At 31.3% G+C, this 21984-nt stretch carries 11 protein-coding genes; 8 read left to right on the top strand and 3 right to left on the bottom strand.

The features are described from left to right. The first annotated feature begins 135 nt into the window (after positions 1–135). From N4A31_03495 to N4A31_03520, 6 genes are all read left to right on the top strand, one after another. The gene (locus tag N4A31_03495; GenBank protein MCT4635298.1) at positions 136–456 is read left to right on the top strand and encodes a division plane positioning ATPase MipZ; all 321 of its coding nucleotides are present in this window, start codon (positions 136–138) and stop codon (positions 454–456) included. Between the two features lie 285 nt (positions 457–741). Beyond that, entirely contained in the window at positions 742–1404 is a 663-nt protein-coding gene (locus N4A31_03500; protein ID MCT4635299.1) for a M48 family metallopeptidase, read from the top strand. Positions 1405–1946: 542 nt separating this feature from the next. Then, the gene (locus tag N4A31_03505; GenBank protein MCT4635300.1) at positions 1947–2684 is read left to right on the top strand and encodes a Bax inhibitor-1/YccA family protein; all 738 of its coding nucleotides are present in this window, start codon (positions 1947–1949) and stop codon (positions 2682–2684) included. Positions 2685–3334: 650 nt separating this feature from the next. After that, positions 3335–3559, top strand: a complete 225-nt coding sequence (locus N4A31_03510) for an SWIM zinc finger family protein (protein MCT4635301.1) — start codon at positions 3335–3337, stop codon at positions 3557–3559. Positions 3560–3867: 308 nt separating this feature from the next. Continuing rightward, on the top strand, positions 3868–5076 hold the full coding sequence (locus N4A31_03515) for an ATP-binding protein (protein ID MCT4635302.1): 1209 nt from the start codon (positions 3868–3870) through the stop codon (positions 5074–5076). A 715-nt stretch (positions 5077–5791) separates the two neighbouring features. Then, a complete protein-coding gene (locus N4A31_03520; GenBank protein ID MCT4635303.1) occupies positions 5792–14725 on the top strand; it encodes a tetratricopeptide repeat protein in 8934 nt (2977 codons plus the stop codon). Between the two features lie 202 nt (positions 14726–14927). On the opposite strand, the gene N4A31_03525 is transcribed toward N4A31_03520, so the two are convergent. Then, a complete protein-coding gene (locus N4A31_03525; protein MCT4635304.1) occupies positions 14928–15923 on the bottom strand; it encodes an ankyrin repeat domain-containing protein in 996 nt (331 codons plus the stop codon). Positions 15924–16095: 172 nt separating this feature from the next. Here N4A31_03525 and N4A31_03530 point away from each other — a divergent pair, with 172 nt between their 5' ends. Next, positions 16096–17415: a nucleic acid/nucleotide deaminase domain-containing protein gene (locus tag N4A31_03530; GenBank protein ID MCT4635305.1), complete on the top strand. Its 1320-nt coding sequence runs from the start codon at positions 16096–16098 to the stop codon at positions 17413–17415. 48 nt (positions 17416–17463) lie between these two features. Here N4A31_03530 and N4A31_03535 read toward each other — a convergent pair whose 3' ends face one another. Continuing rightward, positions 17464–17685 (bottom strand): hypothetical protein, encoded by a 222-nt coding sequence (locus N4A31_03535; GenBank protein MCT4635306.1) that lies wholly within the window; start codon positions 17683–17685, stop codon positions 17464–17466. 755 nt (positions 17686–18440) lie between these two features. Further along, positions 18441–19496 (bottom strand): hypothetical protein, encoded by a 1056-nt coding sequence (locus N4A31_03540; protein MCT4635307.1) that lies wholly within the window; start codon positions 19494–19496, stop codon positions 18441–18443. A gap of 195 nt (positions 19497–19691) precedes the next feature. Here N4A31_03540 and N4A31_03545 point away from each other — a divergent pair, with 195 nt between their 5' ends. Further along, a complete protein-coding gene (locus tag N4A31_03545) occupies positions 19692–21965 on the top strand; it encodes a hypothetical protein (GenBank protein ID MCT4635308.1) in 2274 nt (757 codons plus the stop codon). The last annotated feature ends 19 nt before the right edge of the window (positions 21966–21984 follow it).

Here is a 21984-nt window from a genome sequence, read left to right on the forward strand (position 1 = left end):
AATGAACAACATAGATTACTTAAGAAAATATTTAAGAGAAAAGGGATTTAGGAGTTTTAAACTTTAAGAAGAGTCTAGTACTTGAGGTTTTAAAACTCAACAGCGGAAGCACTCAAATACTAAAGTAAAATATTTATGACACAGACTTATATTATTGTTATTGGAAATGAGAAAGGGGTAGTTGGTAAAACTACGAGTTCTGTTCATTTAATAGTAAGCTTATTGTATTTAGGTTTAAAATTATCTTCTATTGACGCAGATTGTCGTCAACAATCATTATCACGTTATTTGGCTAATCAGGCAAGTTATGCTCTAAAACATAATGCTAACTCGAATGTTTCTAAAATTCATCATCCAAAGCATTTTGCTATAAGTGCTTCACTTGATAGTTTATTAGATAAAAAAACAAACAAGAACAATCTAACGATAACGATGCTGATATCACGTTTAGCATAAGTGATAATGTTAAGCATAATATTCGTTATGATTTACTATCCTATAGGATAGTAAAATTTAAGAAAAAATAGATGACAACACTAAGAAAAGCAATAGAATTTAGAATTAAGAAAGTGAAGCTACAAAATATAAAAAGTGAGAAATAAAAAACAAGAAAAATAAGACAAAAGAAAAAAGTAAGAACAAAAAACTAATAGTGAAAAAATTAAAACTAGTTGATACAGCAAATAATGAGAGCATAAAATTAGAATACCTAAAGAGTGAGAATAATAGAAGCAACATCACATGATACTTAAGACAATGAAGAGTAGAAAGAAAACACCTAAACAACCCATAGAACCTAGATGTTTTTTAGCTAAAAAAGAAAAAATGATTAGTGATAAGCTAAATAGTGTTGCAAAACTAGAAGAAGTTGAATGTAGTAAACTTAAGAATGAAGTTATAATTCCTAAATCTATCCCAATTTTTGCTACGAATCATAAAATAATACTTAATGTAAAAAAATTAGATCAAGCAATTGAAATTATTCCAGGTGAGATATTGGTCTCGTATCTTTTGGATACCCCTAAAGATATTGTTTTTGCTCTTACTATATATCTAAAAAGTTTATTAGAAATTGAAGTAAAAAAATATGTCCAGAGAGTAGCTAAGGAATTAAAGCTAAAATACAACAAAATATATATTAAGGAGCGAGATAATCATTGGAAAAGCAATTGGAGTACCTGCTCGGAAATAAACGATTTATATTTTTCTTGGCGTTTAGTTTTTGCTCCAAGATACGTGATGGAATATATAGTAGTATGTGAGTTATGTCGGCAAATTAAAATAGGAAGCAGATGGAGATTTAGGGGGGCAATAAATATGCTTTGCCCTAAAAATGCCTTGGCTAAACATTGGTTAGAAAAATATAGTAAGAAAATAAACAGTCTTTTAGTTATTAGGAGCTAAACTTTTGAAATAACAACATGAATATACAAGTACTTCAGGTGTTTTAAGGATAATTTGGTGTTTGAGATAGAATTTTTAAGTTTATTTTTAATATGATGTAATATTTAATAAAGGTAAGAAATTTTGAACAACACAATAGATATTAAGATAGGACAAAAGATCAAAGAGAGAAGAAAAAATTTAGACATAACTCAAAAAAACTTTATGAGATGTAGTTGGTGTTACTTATCAACAAATACAAAAATATGAAGTAGTGGATAATAAAACCTCAGCCCATAGGCTTTATCTTATAGCAAAAGCACTAAATGTTCCAATAGAGTTCTTTTTTTAGAATGTAAAACTTAAAGATATACCTGTTCGTGCAAATATAACTAATTTAGCTAAAATCAAAATCCTTTAAGGTTGGAAAAGGATAAGATAGCTAAATATGGAGAAGATTATGATACTTGCAAAGATAAACAGAATTTTTTATTATTGAAAATAAATTAATGTTCTCAGTATTATGAATATTTATTATATAACTTTAAAATAGTAGGAATGATATGAATTGTGTAAATTATGATACAGCTGCAAGGAGACCAAGCTATGATGCAGAGTTGCGCATATATATGCTGCAGATTTTTATTCTTATGGCTATAGCTTTAGCAGTAACTGGATTGTCTGCGTATTTAGCTGGAGATTCAAAAGAGTTTTTGAATATGATATATATAAAATCTGCTGCTGGTATGAGGCTTTCTCCTATTGGCTGGGTAGTGGGGCTTGCTCCGTTATTTATGGTATTTTTCTTATCAAGTCAAATTAATAGAATATCTGTTCTAACAGCGCAAATAATGCTTTTTTTATATTCAGTGCTAATGGGACTTTCTTTAACTCCTATTTTTATAATTTATACAGGTGAGGATATTGCTAGATCTTTCTTTATTGTTTCTTCAGTCTTTGGGGTGATGAGTATTTATGGCTATACAACCAAAAAGAATTTAAGTTCTTTTGGTTCACTTTTGATAATGGGAGTTATAGGGATATTAATGGCTGCTATAGTTAATCTATTTATTGCAAGTTCAGCAATATCACTCGCTATTTCGGTAATTGGTGTATTGCTATTTACCGGACTTACTGCATATGACGTAAATAACCTAAAAAGAATATATCAACAATCAGGGGGGTTCAATAACCAAGCAATTGCTAAGATAGCTATTCGTGGAGCTTTGAGATTATATCTAGACTTTATTAATTTATTTTTAATGTTTCTTCAGTTAACGGGTTCAAAAAAGAGGCGTTAGATAGTTGGTTTTTATTATATTATTATAGAGCTGTTTAGGGCTATTTTTACTAATTATAGATTTAGGAAGTGGAGCTCTTGAATGGAGAAAATTCTTTTTTAATATCATTAAATATATTCCAAAGTGATCATCCATTTATTCTATTAGTTCATCGTTTCTTAAATATGATTTCTAATATATGAAATTACCAAATTTTTGTAACTGCTGACAAACAATCAATTCAAGTAAGTAATGTGATTTTGGGCATTATTCTATTTATTATTGGGCTAAAACTAGCCAAACACTTAAGTCGTAAAATTAAGATTAAATTAAATAAAAGATTTGATAGAAACACCGCCAATCTTTTGGCGAGAACACAGCATTATTTACTATCCTATAGGATAGTAAACATCTTGAATCATTTAGAGATCATAAAAATAGACTACCTATAGGAAGATCATATGTTCGTTATGGGGCAGTAATTAATTTAAGTATTAGTCAAGGAAAGATTCAAGCTTTCGTTAATGGCGCATCAATTATATACAGTTGATATCAGTATTATAGGGATAGAACAACAAAAATGGTAAGCAATTATAAAACAATGTTCTGGAGAAATTGGTTCATTAATTGAATTATTACAAGGAAAAATTTCTTCTCAGGTAATGGATACAATGATTGACCATAAAAATGGGTTATTTCCCTTGCCTGATCAAATAAAGTTTCAATGCTCTTGTTATGATTCAGCTTACATGTGCAAACATGTTGGGGCTACCCTTTATAGAGTTGGGGGGCGTTTTGATGAAAGGCCAGAATTACTTTTTATGTTACGTGGAGTAGACCATATGGATGTTATTAGAAGCGTTGATATTAATGGTAAAGATTCAAGGCAGTGGTAAAGCAAAAACTATTGTGAACCAAGATTTATCTTCGTGGTTTGATATCGATATAGATATAGATAAGAAAGAGGAAAAAACAGAAAATGAATAAATTATTAGGAAGAGTCTCTGTCTAAGGTTCAACATATAAGAAAATCAATAAGCATTAAGAATTATTCTGTGAGAGCACTTATTTAGCAAGCTATTTACATATTATTTGACTTATATAAATGAATTTGAAGCTGACTAATGCAGGACAAATGATAAATTAGTCTTGACCAATCCGTTTTTTATATGTATTGTAGTCGTTTACTTATAGAGGAAATATCATGAAGAGAATATATGATAGACTATTAGAAGAACATTTAGTTAAGTATGAGCAAATGGCTTTTTTAGCTGGGCCAAGGCAAGTAGGAAAAACCACTATTGCACAGAATGCTATTCAGAGCTCGAAATATTCTAAATATCTAAATTGGGATAACATAGATAGTAGAAAAATTATATTATCAGGTAACCAATCAATTGTAGAGAACCTACCAATAGCTACAATACCTAATGTTAAGCCATTCATAATATTTGATGAACTTCATAAATATAAAAACTGGAAGACCTTACTAAAAGGATTTGTGGATGAGTATAAATTAACTTCACATATTATTGTAACGGGGAGCGCCAAACTTGACGTATATAGGAAGGGAGGAGATAGCTTGATGGGAAGATATTTTCTATATAGAGTTTGTCCTTTATCTGTTGCGGAGATTGTAAGAGGATATTATGCAGAAGATGTTATTTCATCACCTTCTGAAGTTGAGAATGACTTAATATCTAGTTTACTAGAATTTGGCGGGTTTCCTGAAAGTTTTCTTAAACAAGATAAAAGATTTCATAATAGATGGCAAAATATGAGATTTCAGCAGTTGATGAGAGAAGATATAATGGATTTAGCTAAAATCCAGGAACTTGCTCAACTAGAAGTGTTGGCAGACTTACTGAAATATCAAACTGGTCAAATGATATCTTATACAAACCTATCTAATAAAGTAAGAGTGAATGATACCACTATTAGAAGGTGGATAAGCACTTTAGAGTCTTTTTATTATTGCTTTCGCTTAAGGCCTTGGAGTAGTAATGTTTCCAGAAGTTTACTGAAAGAGCCAAAGTTGTACCTCATGGATTGGTCCGTTATTGAAGATAAAGGAGCAAGAATAGAAAACTTTGTTGCCTGTCATTTATATAAGGCAGTGAATTTTTGGAATGATGCGGGTTTCGGAAAATATGACTTGTTCTTTTTAAGAGATAAAGAAAAGCGTGAAGTAGACTTTTTAATCACAGCTAACAATAAACCTTGGATAATGATTGAGGTTAAAAGCTCTAATAATTGCTCACTTAATAAAAACTTATTACATTTTCAAAAGCAGATTAATGCTGAACATGTATTGCAACTCAGTAGAGACTTACCTTATATAGAGCAAGATTTTAGAGAATCAAAATCTCCTCAAATATTTCCTATGAGTACGTTTTTATCTCAAATGGTATAACTAAAAGAAACTAATAATAAAACTTATTTATATGCAAAAGTTATCGGAAACAAACTGTGGTATTTTTTTTTGAAATAAACTTTATATGATTAAGTTAATAAAAACTATGAAGGCTTAGAAAATATAGAATTCTATAATTGGTTATTGAGTGTCCAAAATAGTGGAGGAGAAGGGTAACTTCCTGAAAGATATCTACCGGATGCACACTAAAAAATAATACTATCTTTTCAAAAAAAAACTTGCATAATGGTTAAGGTTATTTAATACTAAAATCTTAGCATATTTTAATGGATATTAAATTATGACAAGTAAAGGTGACATAATAAGCTATAGTAATGAATGTAGTCTCCTCCGGACAAAACAGATTCTGCTGCTATGGAGGCTGGGAGAGCTAGAATAATGTCTTCTGAGAATGTTCCTTCCTCAAAAAACTGCTACATATTTCAAAAATTAAAATTTAATCTACTATATTCCTCAAATACATTCAATTTTCTAAGCTATCTAACTATAAATCAATATCTAAAACATCCTAATTATAAATTTCAGAAAAATTATTTAATACTTAATATTTTAGGTAGTAGGCAAAAAAAACAACTCACTCAAGCCTACTTATATTATTCTAGATTGCCTTTCTTCGTAAAATTCACTTCTTTTATTGCTTTTTTAAAATATCCATTTTTTAACATTTGTTTAAAGTTACAGGAGATTTAATATCATGAATCCAGAACATTCTTTTAATCAATTAGCTGATGATCAACCAACAACTGAAGCAATTCAAGAAAAGAAAGCATTATTTGCCGAGTATTTTCAAAGCTTTATGAAAGATAAGATAAAGAAATACACTGCATTATTAACTAGTAAAACTAGCAATATTGATGTTTTAGATGCAGGGTTAGGAATTGGAGAAATCCATATTGGTAAAAAGTGCCAGAGGGCTATAGCTACAATTGATTGGCTAGCCGATTTACCTGGCTTAGATCAAGTGCCTGGTAATAGGTTTTTTGGTAATACTTTAAAAGCAGGAATTAGATTAGGTTATGTGAATCGTCGCCAAAAGCAACTCAATACTTATGAGGGTAAATTAGAGGTTGAGGACAATTTAATTAACGCTGTACTTAAGGAAGTAAGTTTAGAAGTAGTAAGAATATTTGAGTTTCAAATTGCAGCGTTAAAAAAAGATGACCTAGAAAAGGTTGCCAAACATGCAATGAAACGAATAATGAAGGGTTTAGGACAAGAAGGTATATCGTTTGATCGTAACGATATGTTAGGAGCTTTAGTTTCAGTTAGTAAAATAAGCCAAAGTGAGGAGGTTGATACTATTTTAATGGATGATCAAGGAGATCCAATAAAATGGAATATTGATAGTATATTTAGAAAACCTGGTCTTAGATATGAAGTAGTAAGAGATAACGACCAACAACCAACATATGAATTTTATAAATTGCAAGAATCAGAGGATATAAAGCCAGATAAATACGGTTATCGTAATCGAATAATGTCTTACTCAGAAGATATTAAAGAATTTATAGAGCATCGAGTTGATGAGGCTTTAAAAGGAGCTCTAAATAGTCAAAAAGTAACAGGTAATTTTTGTTATTATCAACCAATGACAAGAATTATTGGTTTTAGTGAAATACAGGAATATCTGATTATATCAGATGATCAACAAAAATCTTTAAACCAAATTATTACTGAAAAATATACTTTTGACAATAGAGCTCCAGTACAAACTGTATATCGTGATATTCCTATAGGAACAGCATTAATAAATATTGGTATAGAAAGAATAGAGAGTTCTAATTTTATTGGAGTAGATTTCGTTCGTGCAGATTTTACAGGTATTAAGTATATCAATGCGGATTTTACTCAGAGCTTATTACTGTTTGCTAATTTTAGGTTAGCTAATTTAGGTCGTAGTGTAATTATTGGTGCTGATTTGACTTTTGCTAATTTACAAAGGGTAAATCTAGAGGAGGTAGCTATGAAAGGAGCTAATTTAGATTTTAGTGATCTTAGTTCGGCGACAATAGGAGATAATGAAGATTTCTTAAATGCTCAAACAGATAATGCTGTTATAGGAGAAATAGGTGATGATAAAACAATTATTAATCCTATTTTAGTGGCTAATACTTTTAAAGCGTTACAGAGTCAGATTTTAAATGGTAACTTGCAAATAGAAGAGTTAAGAGTTAAGTATGATCAGCTTGAAATAATGTATAAAGCATTAGCTCAGATAGAGCGTAGATGTAACTTTGATCAACCTGATAGACTTTATCAGCGAGGTTTTGGTTTAGTGGAACTAGTCTTAAATAAGCTTGAGTTAGGGAAGGTGGCCTTAACTGGTATATTTGGTTCTGGTAAATCATATTTGGCGCAAAGTAGTTTACGTAGTTATTTAGATAACAATCCTGATAGTTTGGTTTGGAAGTTAGATGCGTCTTCAGAAATGACTATAGAAGAGGGTTATAGAGAATTAGCTCATAATATCGGTATGGAATGGAAAAGAAATACTAAATTCAATGGTTTAATAAATGAAATAGCAACAAAGTTAGCTAGTAATAATCAGATACAAAAAGTGATATTATTTTATGATAATGCTATAAATAATAAATTCTTAGCTAGTTATACTCTTGGTGGTTTAGATAAAACTAGAATTATTGTTACCTCTCAACAAAGAGAATTTTTTGCTGAAGAAGAGTACAACATAAGGGAAGAGCAGATTAAATTCACTCCACAAGAGGCAATAGGATTTCTAACTAATAATAAGGCAATAGAAGAAATAAGTTTAGAAGATCAAACAAAATATCAAGATTTAGCTGAAAGCTTTAATTATTTGCCAATAGGCCTGGCAATAGCTAGAGACTATATGCACGATACAAGAACTACAATTTTAGATTATTGTAATCTAATTAGTGATCAAGATGTTGAGCAATATATTGCTTTATCTCCTGAATTTAAGCCTTTATATATTCCTTTATATAATGCTTTACGCTTATCATTGGCTCGTTTAACTCCAAAGAGTAAAGCTGTACTTTATCAAACAGCATTTTTAAGTGGGCAAGCTATACCTTTGTTGTTATTGCCTGATACACAGGGAGTTCATAGGAACATTGATGCTGGAGCATTTGCCTCTAACATTCAAGACTCATCTTTAGCGCAGATTGATGGAGAAGATAATAGCAGAACAGTTTTTATACATGAGTTTGTACAAAAGAACATAAAAATACTAATGACTTCTGAAGAAAAACTGAGAACCTCTGAACTCTTGCTCAATAAATTAACTAAATACTTTGTAAAAGATACAAGGTTTAGATGCGAAGAAGCAGAATTATTTACTAAAAGTTTTGCTAATCAACAGTCCATCTTGTCTAGCTTTGATTTAAACCAATTATTACTACCTCACGTAGAAAATTTACTACAAATTATTGATAAAGAAAACCTTGAGCTATCGTTGGTTGGTCAGTTAAATCAGATAAAATTATTTAATGTTTTAGGTTATTTTTATACTCAGATTGGAGGGGGACGTGCCCAAGAGTCTGAATACTGGTTAATGCAAGCAAAGGATAAATTTGAGCAAGTTACGGGCTTAAAAAAAGATATAATAGAGCAAGATCTTCCTGTATTGAGTGAACAAATTTATAATCATTTACAAAACTTCGCTTTAACTAATAGAGATGAATTAGAAAGCTTCTACCCAAATTTAGGAGTTGAAGGGAAAGAGTGGGTAGGATTGAAAACTCTGCAGAGTTATTATTTTACAGAGCTCTATGTATCAATTCTTTATTCTTTAGGTAGAACTTATTTTTATGATAAAAAAACTTATATATCACGTATAGAAATATTTAAGGGTCATCTACAATTAGCAAATGAATTAAGCCATATAATAGAGAAGAAAACAGATATAAAAATAATTCATCAATATCTTACAGAAACAAACGGATTATTGTATTTTGATTTAGAAGATAAAAGTAATAAAGATATAATATCAAATGTTGTAAGTAGATATAATAGTTTAGCAGAAGATAAGAACTACTATTATGAAGAAGGTAAGTTAAAGAAGCAGCCTGAGGATATAAATGCAATATATAGTAAAATAACATGTTATAAACAAATCGTGTTAGCTTGCGATCTTTTAAAGAAGTCAAACGAAGCTAGGCAGTATTTAGATAAACTAGAGTTGCAGTTTCAAGCTTTAGAGCAAAAAGGGCGTAAATCTGAAAGAATAGCCGGTTTCTATAACCTCAGAGGCAATAACTTTTTAGAAGATATAAGTAGTGGAAATTTAAAATTAGCAAGAGAATCTTTCTTAAGGGCATATAATGAAGAGAAATCAAAAACACAAAATATAGGAAAAACAGACTACCCCTTGTTTGACGCATGTATAGGTTTAGGAAGAGTAGAGTTAAAACGTAATAATCATGAGAGTGCCCAATTATATTTTAATGAAGCAAAAGCTATTGCAGATATATTATACCCAAATGGTAATACAAAATTAGAAGAATTAAGACTTGAAAAAGATAACCATTTGCAAATAAATTCTTTAGGAAACGTGTTTGTTGTTTTTGATCATGATAGTTATAGACAAGCACGCTCTATTAATGATGTGTCAACTCAACTTAGACTAATGCAAGAATTAGCTTTAGCATATAGAACGAAAGCAATTGAAAATAGTGATGAATTGGCCTATGCAAAAGCTGGTGGTCTAATTAACTACTGTATTAATTTATGCAAAGATAAAGATGGATTGATAAATGAGGAGTTTAGAACAGATGTAATATTATTTGATAAGCAATTAATAGAAATAGAACAAGAATATCTACTAACGATCTCGAAACAAAAAAAGGAATATAATGCAGTTAATGATGCAACTTTAAGATATAAGGCTAAATTAAAAGAAATTAGAGATATTGCTAAAGCAGAGTTACATAGGATTGGTCAAGAGTATAAAGTGCATTATGTAGAATCTGGAGAACTTAGTGAAAGTGATAAAGTTGTAGAATATGAAAAAAGTGAACAAATAAAATCTCTATTTGGTGATATTACAGAAAAAATGAAATCTTTGATAGAGAGTATGATAATTGATTGCCAAGTAGTTTTAGGAGATGCTCCTTGTGAATATGCAATTATAGCATTTGGTTCAATGGCAAGAAAAGAAATGACTCCATTTTCTGATTTTGAGTGGGGTATTTTATTAGAAGATACAATAAATGCAGTGGATGATGCCTCTAGGAGAGCAAAAAGAGAAGAGGTAGAAAAGTACTTCACTGATTTAAGTAAGTATCTGCTAATTAAAATAATAAATCTAGGTGAAACAATATTGCCTTCTTTGGCTATTGCGGAACTTAATGACTATGATAATAGTAAAATAGATGGCTCTAGATTCTATGATGATAATACCCCTAGAGGATTTAGTATGGACGGATTAATGCCTAGCGCAAGCAAATGGCCATTAGGTAATGTGCATGTGAATAGTATTGGACCTGAACAAAGATTCAAATTAATTGGGACAGCTTCAGAATTGGCGAAACTGCATGATAAAGAACACTATTCAATAGACAAACACTTTACAACGGTACTTAGCACAGTGTCGTTAGTACATGGTAGCATTAATGCTGAAGAATTAGTTGATGTATTTAGAGCAGCTACAATGGAAGAATTAAACAAACCAAGTGATCAACCTGATAAAACAATACAGGAAAAAAGAGCTCTACAGCTTCTTACTGAAGCTTTAGAGCAACATGGCTATAATGGTGGAAAATTTGGTGAAGAGGGTCATTATTTTGATGTTAAGCAATTATATCGTATTCCTAATCTATTTATTGAACATTTAAGTTTATATTTTGCAATTGAAGGTAATAGTGTATGGGAAAAGTTAGAATCGTTACAGCTTAAAGTTATAAACAGAGATTCTGATCAAACTATATTTAGTCCAGTTGGAGCAAATAATTTAAAAATTGCTTCTTCTATGGTGCTCTCTTGGAGACTAGATGCATATTTAGAACGAGGAGAGCAGAAAGATGACATAATATCCTTAGATGAGGGTGGATTAGCAGAAGGAAGATTAAATGAAGTTTTAAGAATAAACAGGGCAGAATTATTTAGAATATACTATAGTTTTACTTTGTTTACTGATCATTTAAGGAACTTCGTAAATAATGGAGGGCGGAAAATTATCGTAAAAGAAGATTATTATGATAATAGTGATTTTGCAAGAGGCGGTATATACAATAATTTTCTAGAATTAGATAAAGCATTGGAGTGCTATAAAAAAGACGAAGAAATAGTTCTAGCTGAATATGGAGAAGCTTCTCTTGAATTTGCTAATAATCTTATAAACAGGGGAGCTGTATATATAAACAAAGGAGAATATGGCACTGCGCAAAACTGTTTTGAAAATGCGCTAGCAATAAAGCGAATTAAAGAAAATGTTCCTGCGGAAATGGCCATACTTTATGGTAGTTTAGGAAGTGTATGTAATAGTCAAGGTAAGTCTGACGCAGCATTAGAATATTATACTCTAGCCTTAGAGAAGGCACGCAACATAAGCCCATCTAACCCTTTGGTAGCAAAAGTTTTATTAATGATAGGTAATATATATTATAGCCGAAATAACGATAATGAAGCATTGGTATATTTTAGAGATGCGCTAACAATTCAGCGAGAAATAAATCATCCTGATGTTTCAGTAACTCTTGATAATATTGGTTCTATACTTAGAGAAAGAAAAGAATATATAGAGGCAATGAGATGTTTTAGTGAGTCATTATCCGTGCAGGAACGTAAATTAGGAAAAGATCATCCAAATATTGCAATTACTCTTAACAATATTGGAGTCTGGCACAGGGTACAAAATAACTATATTGCTGCTGCAAAATTTTATGAAAATGCATTAAAAATTCAAAAACATAGATTGCCCCTTGATCATCCAGATATTGCTAATACGTATAATAATATAGGAAATCTACATGCTTGCCAAAAACAGCATCAAAAAGCGTTATCATTCTTCGATGATGCTCTGTCCATTAGAATTAAGCAGGGAGAAAATCATCAATCAATTGCTACAATACAGCTAAACAAAGCAAAAGCATATCGCCAACTGGAATTATATGAAAAGGCCATACAGCCTTTCAAGGAAGTTTTAAGAATTTGGAATAATCAACCAGGTCAACATAGTCTAGAGAGAATGTGTGAAATTGCTGATGTGTTGTCTAGTTTAGGTTCAGTGCAGTTTGCTCTTGCACGAGAAGAAGAGAAACAAGTTGAATCTTCAATTACTATGACAAAATATGAAGAGGCTGTAAGTAATTATAGAAATGCTCTGAGGATTTGGAAAGAGTTGCAAGAGCAAGATACTTTATTCAGCGTGGAAAGATTATGTGAAGTTGCAGATACTTCAGCTGAATTAGGGCTTGTACAATTCTTGTTAGCACGTATGTCAGCAGAATTAGATAGTACTAATGAACATGTAGAAGAAAAACTAGCTGAGGCAATGGCTATGGTGCGTACTGCAAAAGAAATTTATGAACATAATAAGCCAAATCACGTCAACTATGCAAAAACACTTAGATGTTTAGGGGATATTTATGATGCTTATGGTGATAATTTATCCTCTATTAAATGCTATAAGCAGTCTGCTAATTTATTATACATTGAAGAAGGTGAATCTGAAAAATTTAGTAATTATTGTCTAAATTATGCAAATTCTATAGCTTCAATCGAAGATGTAAAAGAGCAAAGAGATCTTTTGGTAGAAATAATCGTAACATATAGAATCAATACTCTAGCACCTCAACATCCACTTCAGCAGATAGTTCCAGTATTCGTACAAATTTCAAAATATTGTGCACAAGTAAGCTTTGATGGAGGTGAGATTGATGAAGCAATAATGATATTAGAAGTAGTTGATAATCTTTATCCTAATATGTTTGATATTTATCAGGAGTTAGAACAATACCGCCACATAAAAGTAACTAGGACTGAAGAAATTACTAACCCAGAATTAACCAGTGCTATATTATCTAATAGACAAGGTAATTTAGTGCAAGAAGATGGAATAGAAGAAAAATCAGAAATTATAACAACAGAAGGTACAACAAACTCTCAATTAGTTGAACAGCCTGAGAAAATTGAAAATAGCAAATCAAGCAATGATGTTGAAATCAGACATATGGTGCAAGTATCTGATAACCCTCTATTAAATCATCCACAAATACATCTAATATTTCAGGTTGCTTATAAAGCTGGAAAAATAGAGGCAGTTAATAAAATAATTGATTTAGGCATGGAGCAAAAAGCTTATCAAAGTTTAATTGAGGATATAGAATTTGAAGGAGTAGATGTAGCAGTTTCTAAAGCTGTATTACCTATAATCCCTCAAAATGATTTAATACTACTTACTTGCGATACTACGTTTGTAAGTTCTACAGAAGAAATGTTAGATTCAAACCAAGAGTACTATAGTTTTGATATATTGAATCAATTTATAGGATGGACTTCAAATAAATTAGATTTAGATGTGGCTTGGCAACTTAGAAAAATCTTATACCAAAAAGAACTAAAACAATTCAATCACATACTACATAATAATAATATTGGTAAACCTATAGACATTTTAAGAACTCCTAGTGACTTTAGGAAAACTGTTTTACTAAAACTTCACCCAGATAAAGGTGGTAATCCGCAAGACTTTATTTTTGTTAAAGGTTTGCAAGAAAAGCTATCTCAAGAGATAGATATAAATCAAAAACTAGCTGACAAGGCTCAAGCTGTTCAGCCTATGCTTTATAAAGCAGGAATTGTTTTTAAGGGACTGGATACAGCAGTAGATACGGCTAGATTAATATATGAGCCTACAATTGAGAACGTTAAGAAACTAGCTTTTGATACTAGTTATCTTTATGGTATGTATCACGGGGTGAATGGTTATTCTAGCATAGTAAGTGCAACAGATATTTTATATAAAGCTTACCAAGGTGAATATACACAAGCTCTTAAACAACTAACAACTACAGCTAGTTATATGGCGTTACCTATCATCATTGAATCGACAGGTCCTTATCTTAGCTTCACCTATGGAGCTGGTATAACTTTATACAGTGGGTATATTGCTATTACCAATCTATATTCCTTTTACCAAGAATATGGTAGTGTGAAATTTGAACTAAAATCAACCACGGCATATAAAGATATTACTAAAGTCGTATCAAGTTCCCCGCTACAGCAAATATATGATTTTGCTGTAACTTCTAAGCAATATCAAATTAAAATAAATAATATTAATTTAGATTTAGAAAAAACAGCCATAAAAACTCAACTAGAAGCAAAAGGAGATTTTGGTAAAAAGCTGTATGAGTATGTTTATTCTCCAATTTTAGATGTGAAATATGATTTATTAAACAAAATTATACTAGGTGAATTAACTGAAGAACAATTTGAATCTCTAAGGGCAAAACATATTAAGATAACTATAGATAATCAAGCCTATGATCACTGTATAGAGATAAACAGCATAAAAGAGTTTAGTTATGCTGGTAATAGCGCTACTAATAGAGAAAGCTATTATTGTTATAACGAAGAACAACAGATATTAGATCACATATTGGTTGGTAAGAATTTAGAATATGTTGAGATAATTGAAAGAATATAGATGTAGTCATACACTGACATTTTTGTACAGAAGTGATGGATATAACGATAGACGTAGAACAAAATAAGCTTTTAAGAAGTAATGCGGTTATGAGGAAGCAAAAATGTCGAAAGCAAAATTAGAAGACAGTGTGAACCCTGAAATATTTGAGATAAATAGAGTAGGTGTTGCTACGAAATTAAGTAAGAAAGTTTCTGAAATTTCAATTAGCATAGAGCAATTCACTCAAATAGGAATCATCGAAGATACTAGTTGATTCTATCATTGTTGGAAAAATAAAAGCATTTACATGTTTTAACGAGCCGGGATACACTAAGCTTGTGTCAACTAATTCAGTGGAAGAAAAATCTAATATATTTACGCTGTTGTTTGCGCTTTCTTCAACAGAATCCACCACATTGCCAGATTCGAAGAAAGTAAACATCTTTTCAATAAAATCTTGTTCTATAGATTTCATATCATATATTGCTGCTGTCTGTTTTGCATGTTTAATTAAATCTTTAATAGGAGTAGAGTTAATTATTAATTTTTGCATCCACTCTGGAAGCTGATTCATCCATGAATAAAGGTTTTTTAAAAGAAAACTAGACAATGAAGATTCTTCAGTTACCTCAATAGAAGAGTTAATATGTCTATCTTGAATGTTCTCTTCGTCATCAATAGTTGGTATAAAACTTCTTTGACTTCCATAACTACCATCTTCTGTAATACCATCTTCTTTGTCTATGTTTTGTTGCTCGGAGATATTTTCTCCAGATAGAGTTGAATCTTGATTATTATCCTGATTATCATTGTTTTCTATTACACCTTCTATGAAAGTAATAACTTCTTTTAATGCAGTAATATCATCTTCACCTGTGAAGGTTTCATGTAATTCTTCTATTCCGTTTAAGTTAGCTCCGTTGCATAATAATAATTTGACTACTTCTTTATTATTGGATAATGCTAGTTCTTCACTAAGCATATAATAAATAGTTTCTACTAAAGGAGTATATCCATTACTATTTTCTGCATTTACATTAGCTGTAGCATTTATTAACTTTCTAACTAAAACATCGTTACCATTTCTTGCAGCATAATGTAGTGCTGTGTAACCATCTTTGTCTGTGCTATTAACATTAACCGAAGGAAGAAGCCTACTAAATGCTTTGTAATCTGCTCTATCTACTGCATCAATGAATTCTTTTTCTTTAGTCATGTTATTCGCACGTTTTTAACAAAATTCTTAATGTATATTAACTTGATTTCAGTAAATAATCAAGCTGTATTTCTATGCTTTAATAACAACTATTGAATAAATTTCTTAATCTGGCTAAACTAGAATTTGTCTTAGAAGTTAGCAAGTAATCTCAGAAATATGCACTCATTATATGAAAGGTAATTCAAGTAGCTCTAGCTATCATAGCCTATTAGGAGTAGAGATATATCCATTAATATCTCCATCAGCAGGGGCTGGTATGGCTAGTGCGTGTGCTACTCAAGCAAATAATTCCACTACTAAACTTTCTACATTAAAAAACCAAGCAAGTAGAAGAAACCCAACACATCCCCCAGAACCTATTCCTGAATGGAGAGAATATCAAGAAGAACCCATGGAAGTAGAATTAGATAGTAGAAGATTAGATTCTATTGCACGCTTAATAACAGGAGGAACTACATGTGCTGCTGTAGCATATGATGGAGAAAGACTATTAATTGCAAATAATAATAATGAACCTAATGAAGTTGCAAAATCTTTTTTTAATTTTATAGCTGAAGTAGCTCAAAACAAGAAAACTTTATCTGAAATGAAGAAAGATCAGGGATTCCACGACCAAATGGCTAAATTCATAGAAGAAGCGACTAATGAATATATAAGCCGTGGTAATCGTCGTGAAAAAGATATAGGAGAATTCAAACAACGTATTACCAGAGATATGTTGAAAGTTGTGAGCTCTGTAGCTACAGATTCAACTCGCCCATTTCCTGAAGAAATTACAAATGCTTTGATTACTAAACAAATTGGCTTCATTACTAATAGTAAGCAATATGTTCATGCAGAAATGACTATGCTTGATGCGTTAGTAGAATCTCCTACTAAATTCAATGTTAGAGATGAAAAAGTTAATAAAGGTAATAAACCTTTATATATTGGAATTACAAAATTATGTTGTAGAGATTGTCATGATGCCATAGCAGCATTTAATAAAACTAATAAAGAAATAAGACAAGATAGTCAATCAGAAATAACAAGAGAAGATGCGATAATTTCTTTAACTGAACGAGTTGAGCAAGTTGATGACACAAGAGCGCAAACTGAACAAGTTGACGCAAGGGGAACGCATATGACTAAAGCTCGAAAATGGGAAACCCCTAATTTTTTTGATAGATGCGATATTATAGGACTGAAAAAGACTTCTAAATTTAGTGTATACGAAAGATATAGTGTAAAAGATAAATATAACGAACTAAAAAATAACTTAAGAACAAAAGGATTGCAAAGAAGACAGGAAGCAGATTATTCTGACTCCTCACCAGAGTTATCACCAGATGGGTCTCCAAGTGATACAGTAGCAGCAATAAGAAAGAGATTAACTTCTAGTACAGCAAATTCGTGCAATGACAAATTATCTGGAGGTATAGGGCCACCAAATCATACACCTCCAACTTTAAAAAAAGACTTAAGTAATAAGAAATATCATGGAAAATAACTTTAAAATATCTGTATATTAGTATTTTTTGAAATAATTGTGCAGCAACTACAGATTCTGTTTATTTTCTTCTGAAAGTTGTTCTTGTATACAAAGTTTTATACGATTACGTTCCGTTATAAGAGCAAAACTTATAGCATCCTGCAGAGTTGTATATCCTGGGCGCACAATCCTTTTATCCTCTAAAAAATTTAATAAGCTTAGAGCAAGATAATTCGAATTGGTATCTCTCTTGATAACGGTTGAAGAATATTCATATAATTCTAACAAAAATCATTTTTCCAACGCTTGTATCCAAATAGATCACAGATTTAATCACATTGTTAATAATATTCATATTTAGTGATGTTGAAATCATCAAACCTGCTATTACTAAAGTAACGAGCAAGAATATAATGTACATCTGCTTGCGCAGCTGTTTTAATTTAAAACTGTTTTACAATTTTTATCTATTCTATGAATTTGCATGATTCTTTTTACTAAATCTATTCCAATTGTGTTAATATCCATTCTAGACCTCCCTATTGTTGTGTTATAAGAGCTCAATTGCTCTTAGCTCTAGAAAGATAAAGTTTTCTATCTATTCTGTATATAGGGTAGGTCCATACCATTAGACCCATTCAGTATCTCAGCACCAATTCAAATCAATAGGCGATGGGGTAGAACTGCTACGATGATTTTACCTAAGAATATTCCCAAAGATGAAGAAAAGCCTTACTATGATCAAGTGCTAATCAGAGCTTTTGCTACGGCCTATAAATGGTAGAAAGCCTTGAAGAATGATCAACCTATGACTTATGGTAAAATAGCAGCAAGAGAAAAGGTTACTACTGGCTATATGAGTCGTATCTTGCGTCTAAATCAAGTAGCTCCGAGTATCGTTAATGCAATCATGGAAGGTAGACAACCAAGAGAACTCAAAATACAGGATTTTATGAATAAGACAATTCCTGATTTGTGGTGAAAGCAGAGACAAGCCCTTGGAGTTATAGAAAAGCATTTAGGTTAAAATACTTTAAGTCCATTTAATCCATTAAAATAGCAAGAGTGCCAAACTCATTTTCACCAAGTATATTGCCTGAGTTGATGTCTACCATTGGCAGGATTAGTCCAGTGACTTGAGTATCTTCTAGAATCATAGTTGTATTAACTAAATCGCGATAAGCGGAATCTAAGAATGTAACTTTATCTTCTTGTTCAACAACAACATCATAATCACAGTTGGTTACCTTCTCAGTAGTAAACATATTATTCAAATGATTGAGTACATACTTACTACTATCATAAATGGCTGCTAAAGTTTCAGTTTCTTCAATTATTGTTTTTATTGGAGTAGAATTAAGAATCTGCTCTTGCATCCACTCTGGGAGTTCGTAAATCCATGCATAAAGTTGTTCTAGATATAATAAAAAAGGCTTCATTTCTACTGCTTTGCTTTCTGTAATTTGTATTCTTTTTATTATAATATCAATATCATCTTTTTGATTGGTATTTATTTCTTTACTTAGATATTCAGATTCTTGCGATAGATTGTCATTATGAAAAATCAATCGCTTATGCCCACCCTCGACTGCAGCTCCCTTATCTGTGCCAATGTTTTTGTCGCTTATTGTATTACTTGATGACGAATTATCAGGTATTTCTTCAGCAGAACTATCTGTTAAAGCAGTGTCATAGTCTTCAAATACTTGAGGTGTAATATTAGTATGTTTTTTTGCAATTAAATGAATTCTAAAACCTGTAAATATTTCACTTAAATCGTCATGAACTTGGCTATATTTAAAGATTATATCTCTGAAAGCGGAGCTGTCATATCGTTCCATAGTTTGAGAGGATTCATTAGCAATTTCTAAAATGATCATTAATCCATTTTTACTTAAAAATCTCTCAGAAGTCTCTTTGTCTTGTTGGATAATTTGATCTATTTTGGTTAAACCAAGAGATTTGAGTTCTTTTCTTAAATTGGTTTTTGAGGAGGTAGAGCTAGGAATGTTATGCACAACAACAGGGCCCCACTTCACATGCTTGCCACATTCCTTATCATCATTTACTTTCTGACGTTTATTATAAGATTTTTTCATATACTACGCTCCATTATTAATGAAGATTTGTTTACTTTTTCATTTTGGAATGGTAACATGTTTTTATCGCAATGGCAACAGTTCCAGATAACTCTTAGAACTGATAGTATGCTTTAAGTATATTTGTCTGTAGGTAAGATTATAGGTTTTGTTAGTTGAAAGAATGAATATAAAAAGTATGGTTGATTAAGCGCAATGGGCAAGAAAAAAAAACAAGAAAATTGGAATGACAAAAACAGAAAAAAGATTAAAACTAATTATTCTGACGAACTAACCTCACAGATAAAAACAGCCCTAGAAAAATTATTTAATAATAAAGCGCTAGCTAATGAAATGCCCTTCTTGTTTTCTGCACTTCAAATAGGTTCCCAAAGTCAATTGAAGTATTTTTTTGAAAATCATACAGATCAAATATGGGATGAATTGAAAAACTTGTTGATTGAGGAAAAAATAATTCGTTATATTGCTGAAGAAAAACTGCAGGCACTTAAAGAAGTTGTTGCTTCTTTTCTTACTATGCCATTAGATGACGACTCTTCCTCTGAATACAAACGATCTTCAGATGGAGAATGGCAGTCTTCTGATTCATTATCTGGTGATACTGGTTCAGAATCATCTTATGTGATTGCAAGCAATAGAGAAACAAGACTTAGTTCTGGAAACAAACCTACTCCAGAACATTTTATTAGGGGAAACATAGAAACTTATCGTAATGAAATGATGGGTGGTTTTATAAATATAACCATTAGCAATGACGAAGGTACTGATCTATTTGTAAGTGAAGAAGCAGTAATAAAAAGACCTACAGACGTTACTGGTAATATAGGTAGGATTGCAGGAGATCACGTAATATCCTTCTCATTTTTTCTTAAGCATATTGAATCATTATTAAAAGGAAAAGAAGTATACGAAGCTTTAATAAGTCTCAGAGATTGGGTTGCAAAATTAATAATAACAGAAGATGACGATCCCTACAAATCAATTATTGATGAAGCTAGTCAATATATACAAGATACAAGTAGAGGGTTTTTATGCAAACATCAAGCATTCAAATTTTTAAGAGATAAATTCATACCATATATAACAGCTACTTGGAACCAGAAAATTGGTGCAGCCTTCAGAAGCGCTAAAACAAATTCAGAAAGGGGTGCAGAAGGAGCTATTACAAAAACCGCTTTAAAAAACATTTTTGAAGTTCACGATGCTAAATATCAAGATAAGTCAATTGACGAATTTCTGAAGGTAATTGATTATAAACCTATTGCTACAAGTCATCAGATATCATCAAGTGATAATATAAAAGATTTATTGGCTGCTGGATGCCGTACCAATTATTTTCACGACCTTACCAAGATTTTAAGTGATATTATTGAAACTTTTTTCTTTATGTATGAACACGATATTGAATATCAACAAAGACAAAACGTAGCAAAGATGTTAGTATCAAATTTTTTAAATTTAAATGGTTGGGTGGATTACTATCAAACCAATCCTCAAGATTTTGGAGAAAATTATAGTTTAGAAGGGCTAAGCTTAGAGTCTCTAACAGACCTGGTTTTATCTTGTGTTAAACCCAAAAAGCCAATTCTTTTTGATGCTTTAGATTATTTTAGTGTCAGCGCTGCAAATTCAGGCAGTGATGACATTGACAGCATTCAGTCAAGAGAGAATTTACAAGTAAAGTGTTCATATGGATACACTATTGATGAAGATTATGGTGCAGATCAAGTAGAAATAGCAAAAAAAATCTCAAAAAAAGAAGCTAAAGAACGTGGAGATGTAGGTCCAAGGGAGATTCAAGGGTTTGATTTATTGGACAATGACGGTTTAGGAAATTGTTTTTATGAAGCTGTTGCAGACCAATTACGATTACACAATCATAATTTTATCCAAAGAGTTCCTGATGGAACAAATCCACATAATAGTTTGAGGTTAGCAATTCAAGGAGTAAATTTTCAAGATAGACAGTGGGCTGATCATACTATTATTGATAGATTTACTGCAACTTTTTCTGATGTTATTTTAGCTATTATCGATACTCGTAATCCTAGCGCAGGATTCATCAGTTATTATATGGATATTGACGGAACGGTAACTACTAATGTAGACAATACTAATTTACCAGAAGACAGGCTTATTATTAGGATTGCTGCTACGGGCAACCATTTTATGTCAGTTAGAAGTCATTCAGCATTGGAGAATGGCACAATAAGGTATGAATGGAATGCCGTGTTGCCTAATCAAGAACAAACTTCACAAACAGAGACCGGAGAATATACAGAATGTGTGAGCACTTTAGCTAGTTCCAACAATCAAAGTCCTAGTAGAGAATCAGCAAGAGATTCTACAGATACAGGATTAACAAACAATACAAATCACCCTACACACTATAATAACCATGCCGTTGCAGAAAGTGTAGAAATATCTCTAGATTTGACGGGATTAAATAGTGATCAGAATAGTGAGTAATTATAATAAAAGCTTGAGT

The organism is Rickettsiales bacterium (assembly GCA_025210695.1).
In the GTDB taxonomy this organism is placed as follows: domain Bacteria; phylum Pseudomonadota; class Alphaproteobacteria; order Rickettsiales; family CANDYO01; genus CANDYO01.

Coding starts and splice junctions, on each gene's coding strand:
- N4A31_03495 (MCT4635298.1), top strand. CDS start 136: ATGACACAGACTTATATTATTGTTATTGGAAATGAGAAAGGGGTAGTT.
- N4A31_03500 (MCT4635299.1), top strand. CDS start 742: ATGATACTTAAGACAATGAAGAGTAGAAAGAAAACACCTAAACAACCC.
- N4A31_03505 (MCT4635300.1), top strand. CDS start 1,947: ATGAATTGTGTAAATTATGATACAGCTGCAAGGAGACCAAGCTATGAT.
- N4A31_03510 (MCT4635301.1), top strand. CDS start 3,335: ATGATTGACCATAAAAATGGGTTATTTCCCTTGCCTGATCAAATAAAG.
- N4A31_03515 (MCT4635302.1), top strand. CDS start 3,868: ATGAAGAGAATATATGATAGACTATTAGAAGAACATTTAGTTAAGTAT.
- N4A31_03520 (MCT4635303.1), top strand. CDS start 5,792: ATGAATCCAGAACATTCTTTTAATCAATTAGCTGATGATCAACCAACA.
- N4A31_03525 (MCT4635304.1), bottom strand. CDS start 15,923: ATGACTAAAGAAAAAGAATTCATTGATGCAGTAGATAGAGCAGATTAC.
- N4A31_03530 (MCT4635305.1), top strand. CDS start 16,096: ATGAAAGGTAATTCAAGTAGCTCTAGCTATCATAGCCTATTAGGAGTA.
- N4A31_03540 (MCT4635307.1), bottom strand. CDS start 19,496: ATGAAAAAATCTTATAATAAACGTCAGAAAGTAAATGATGATAAGGAA.
- N4A31_03545 (MCT4635308.1), top strand. CDS start 19,692: ATGGGCAAGAAAAAAAAACAAGAAAATTGGAATGACAAAAACAGAAAA.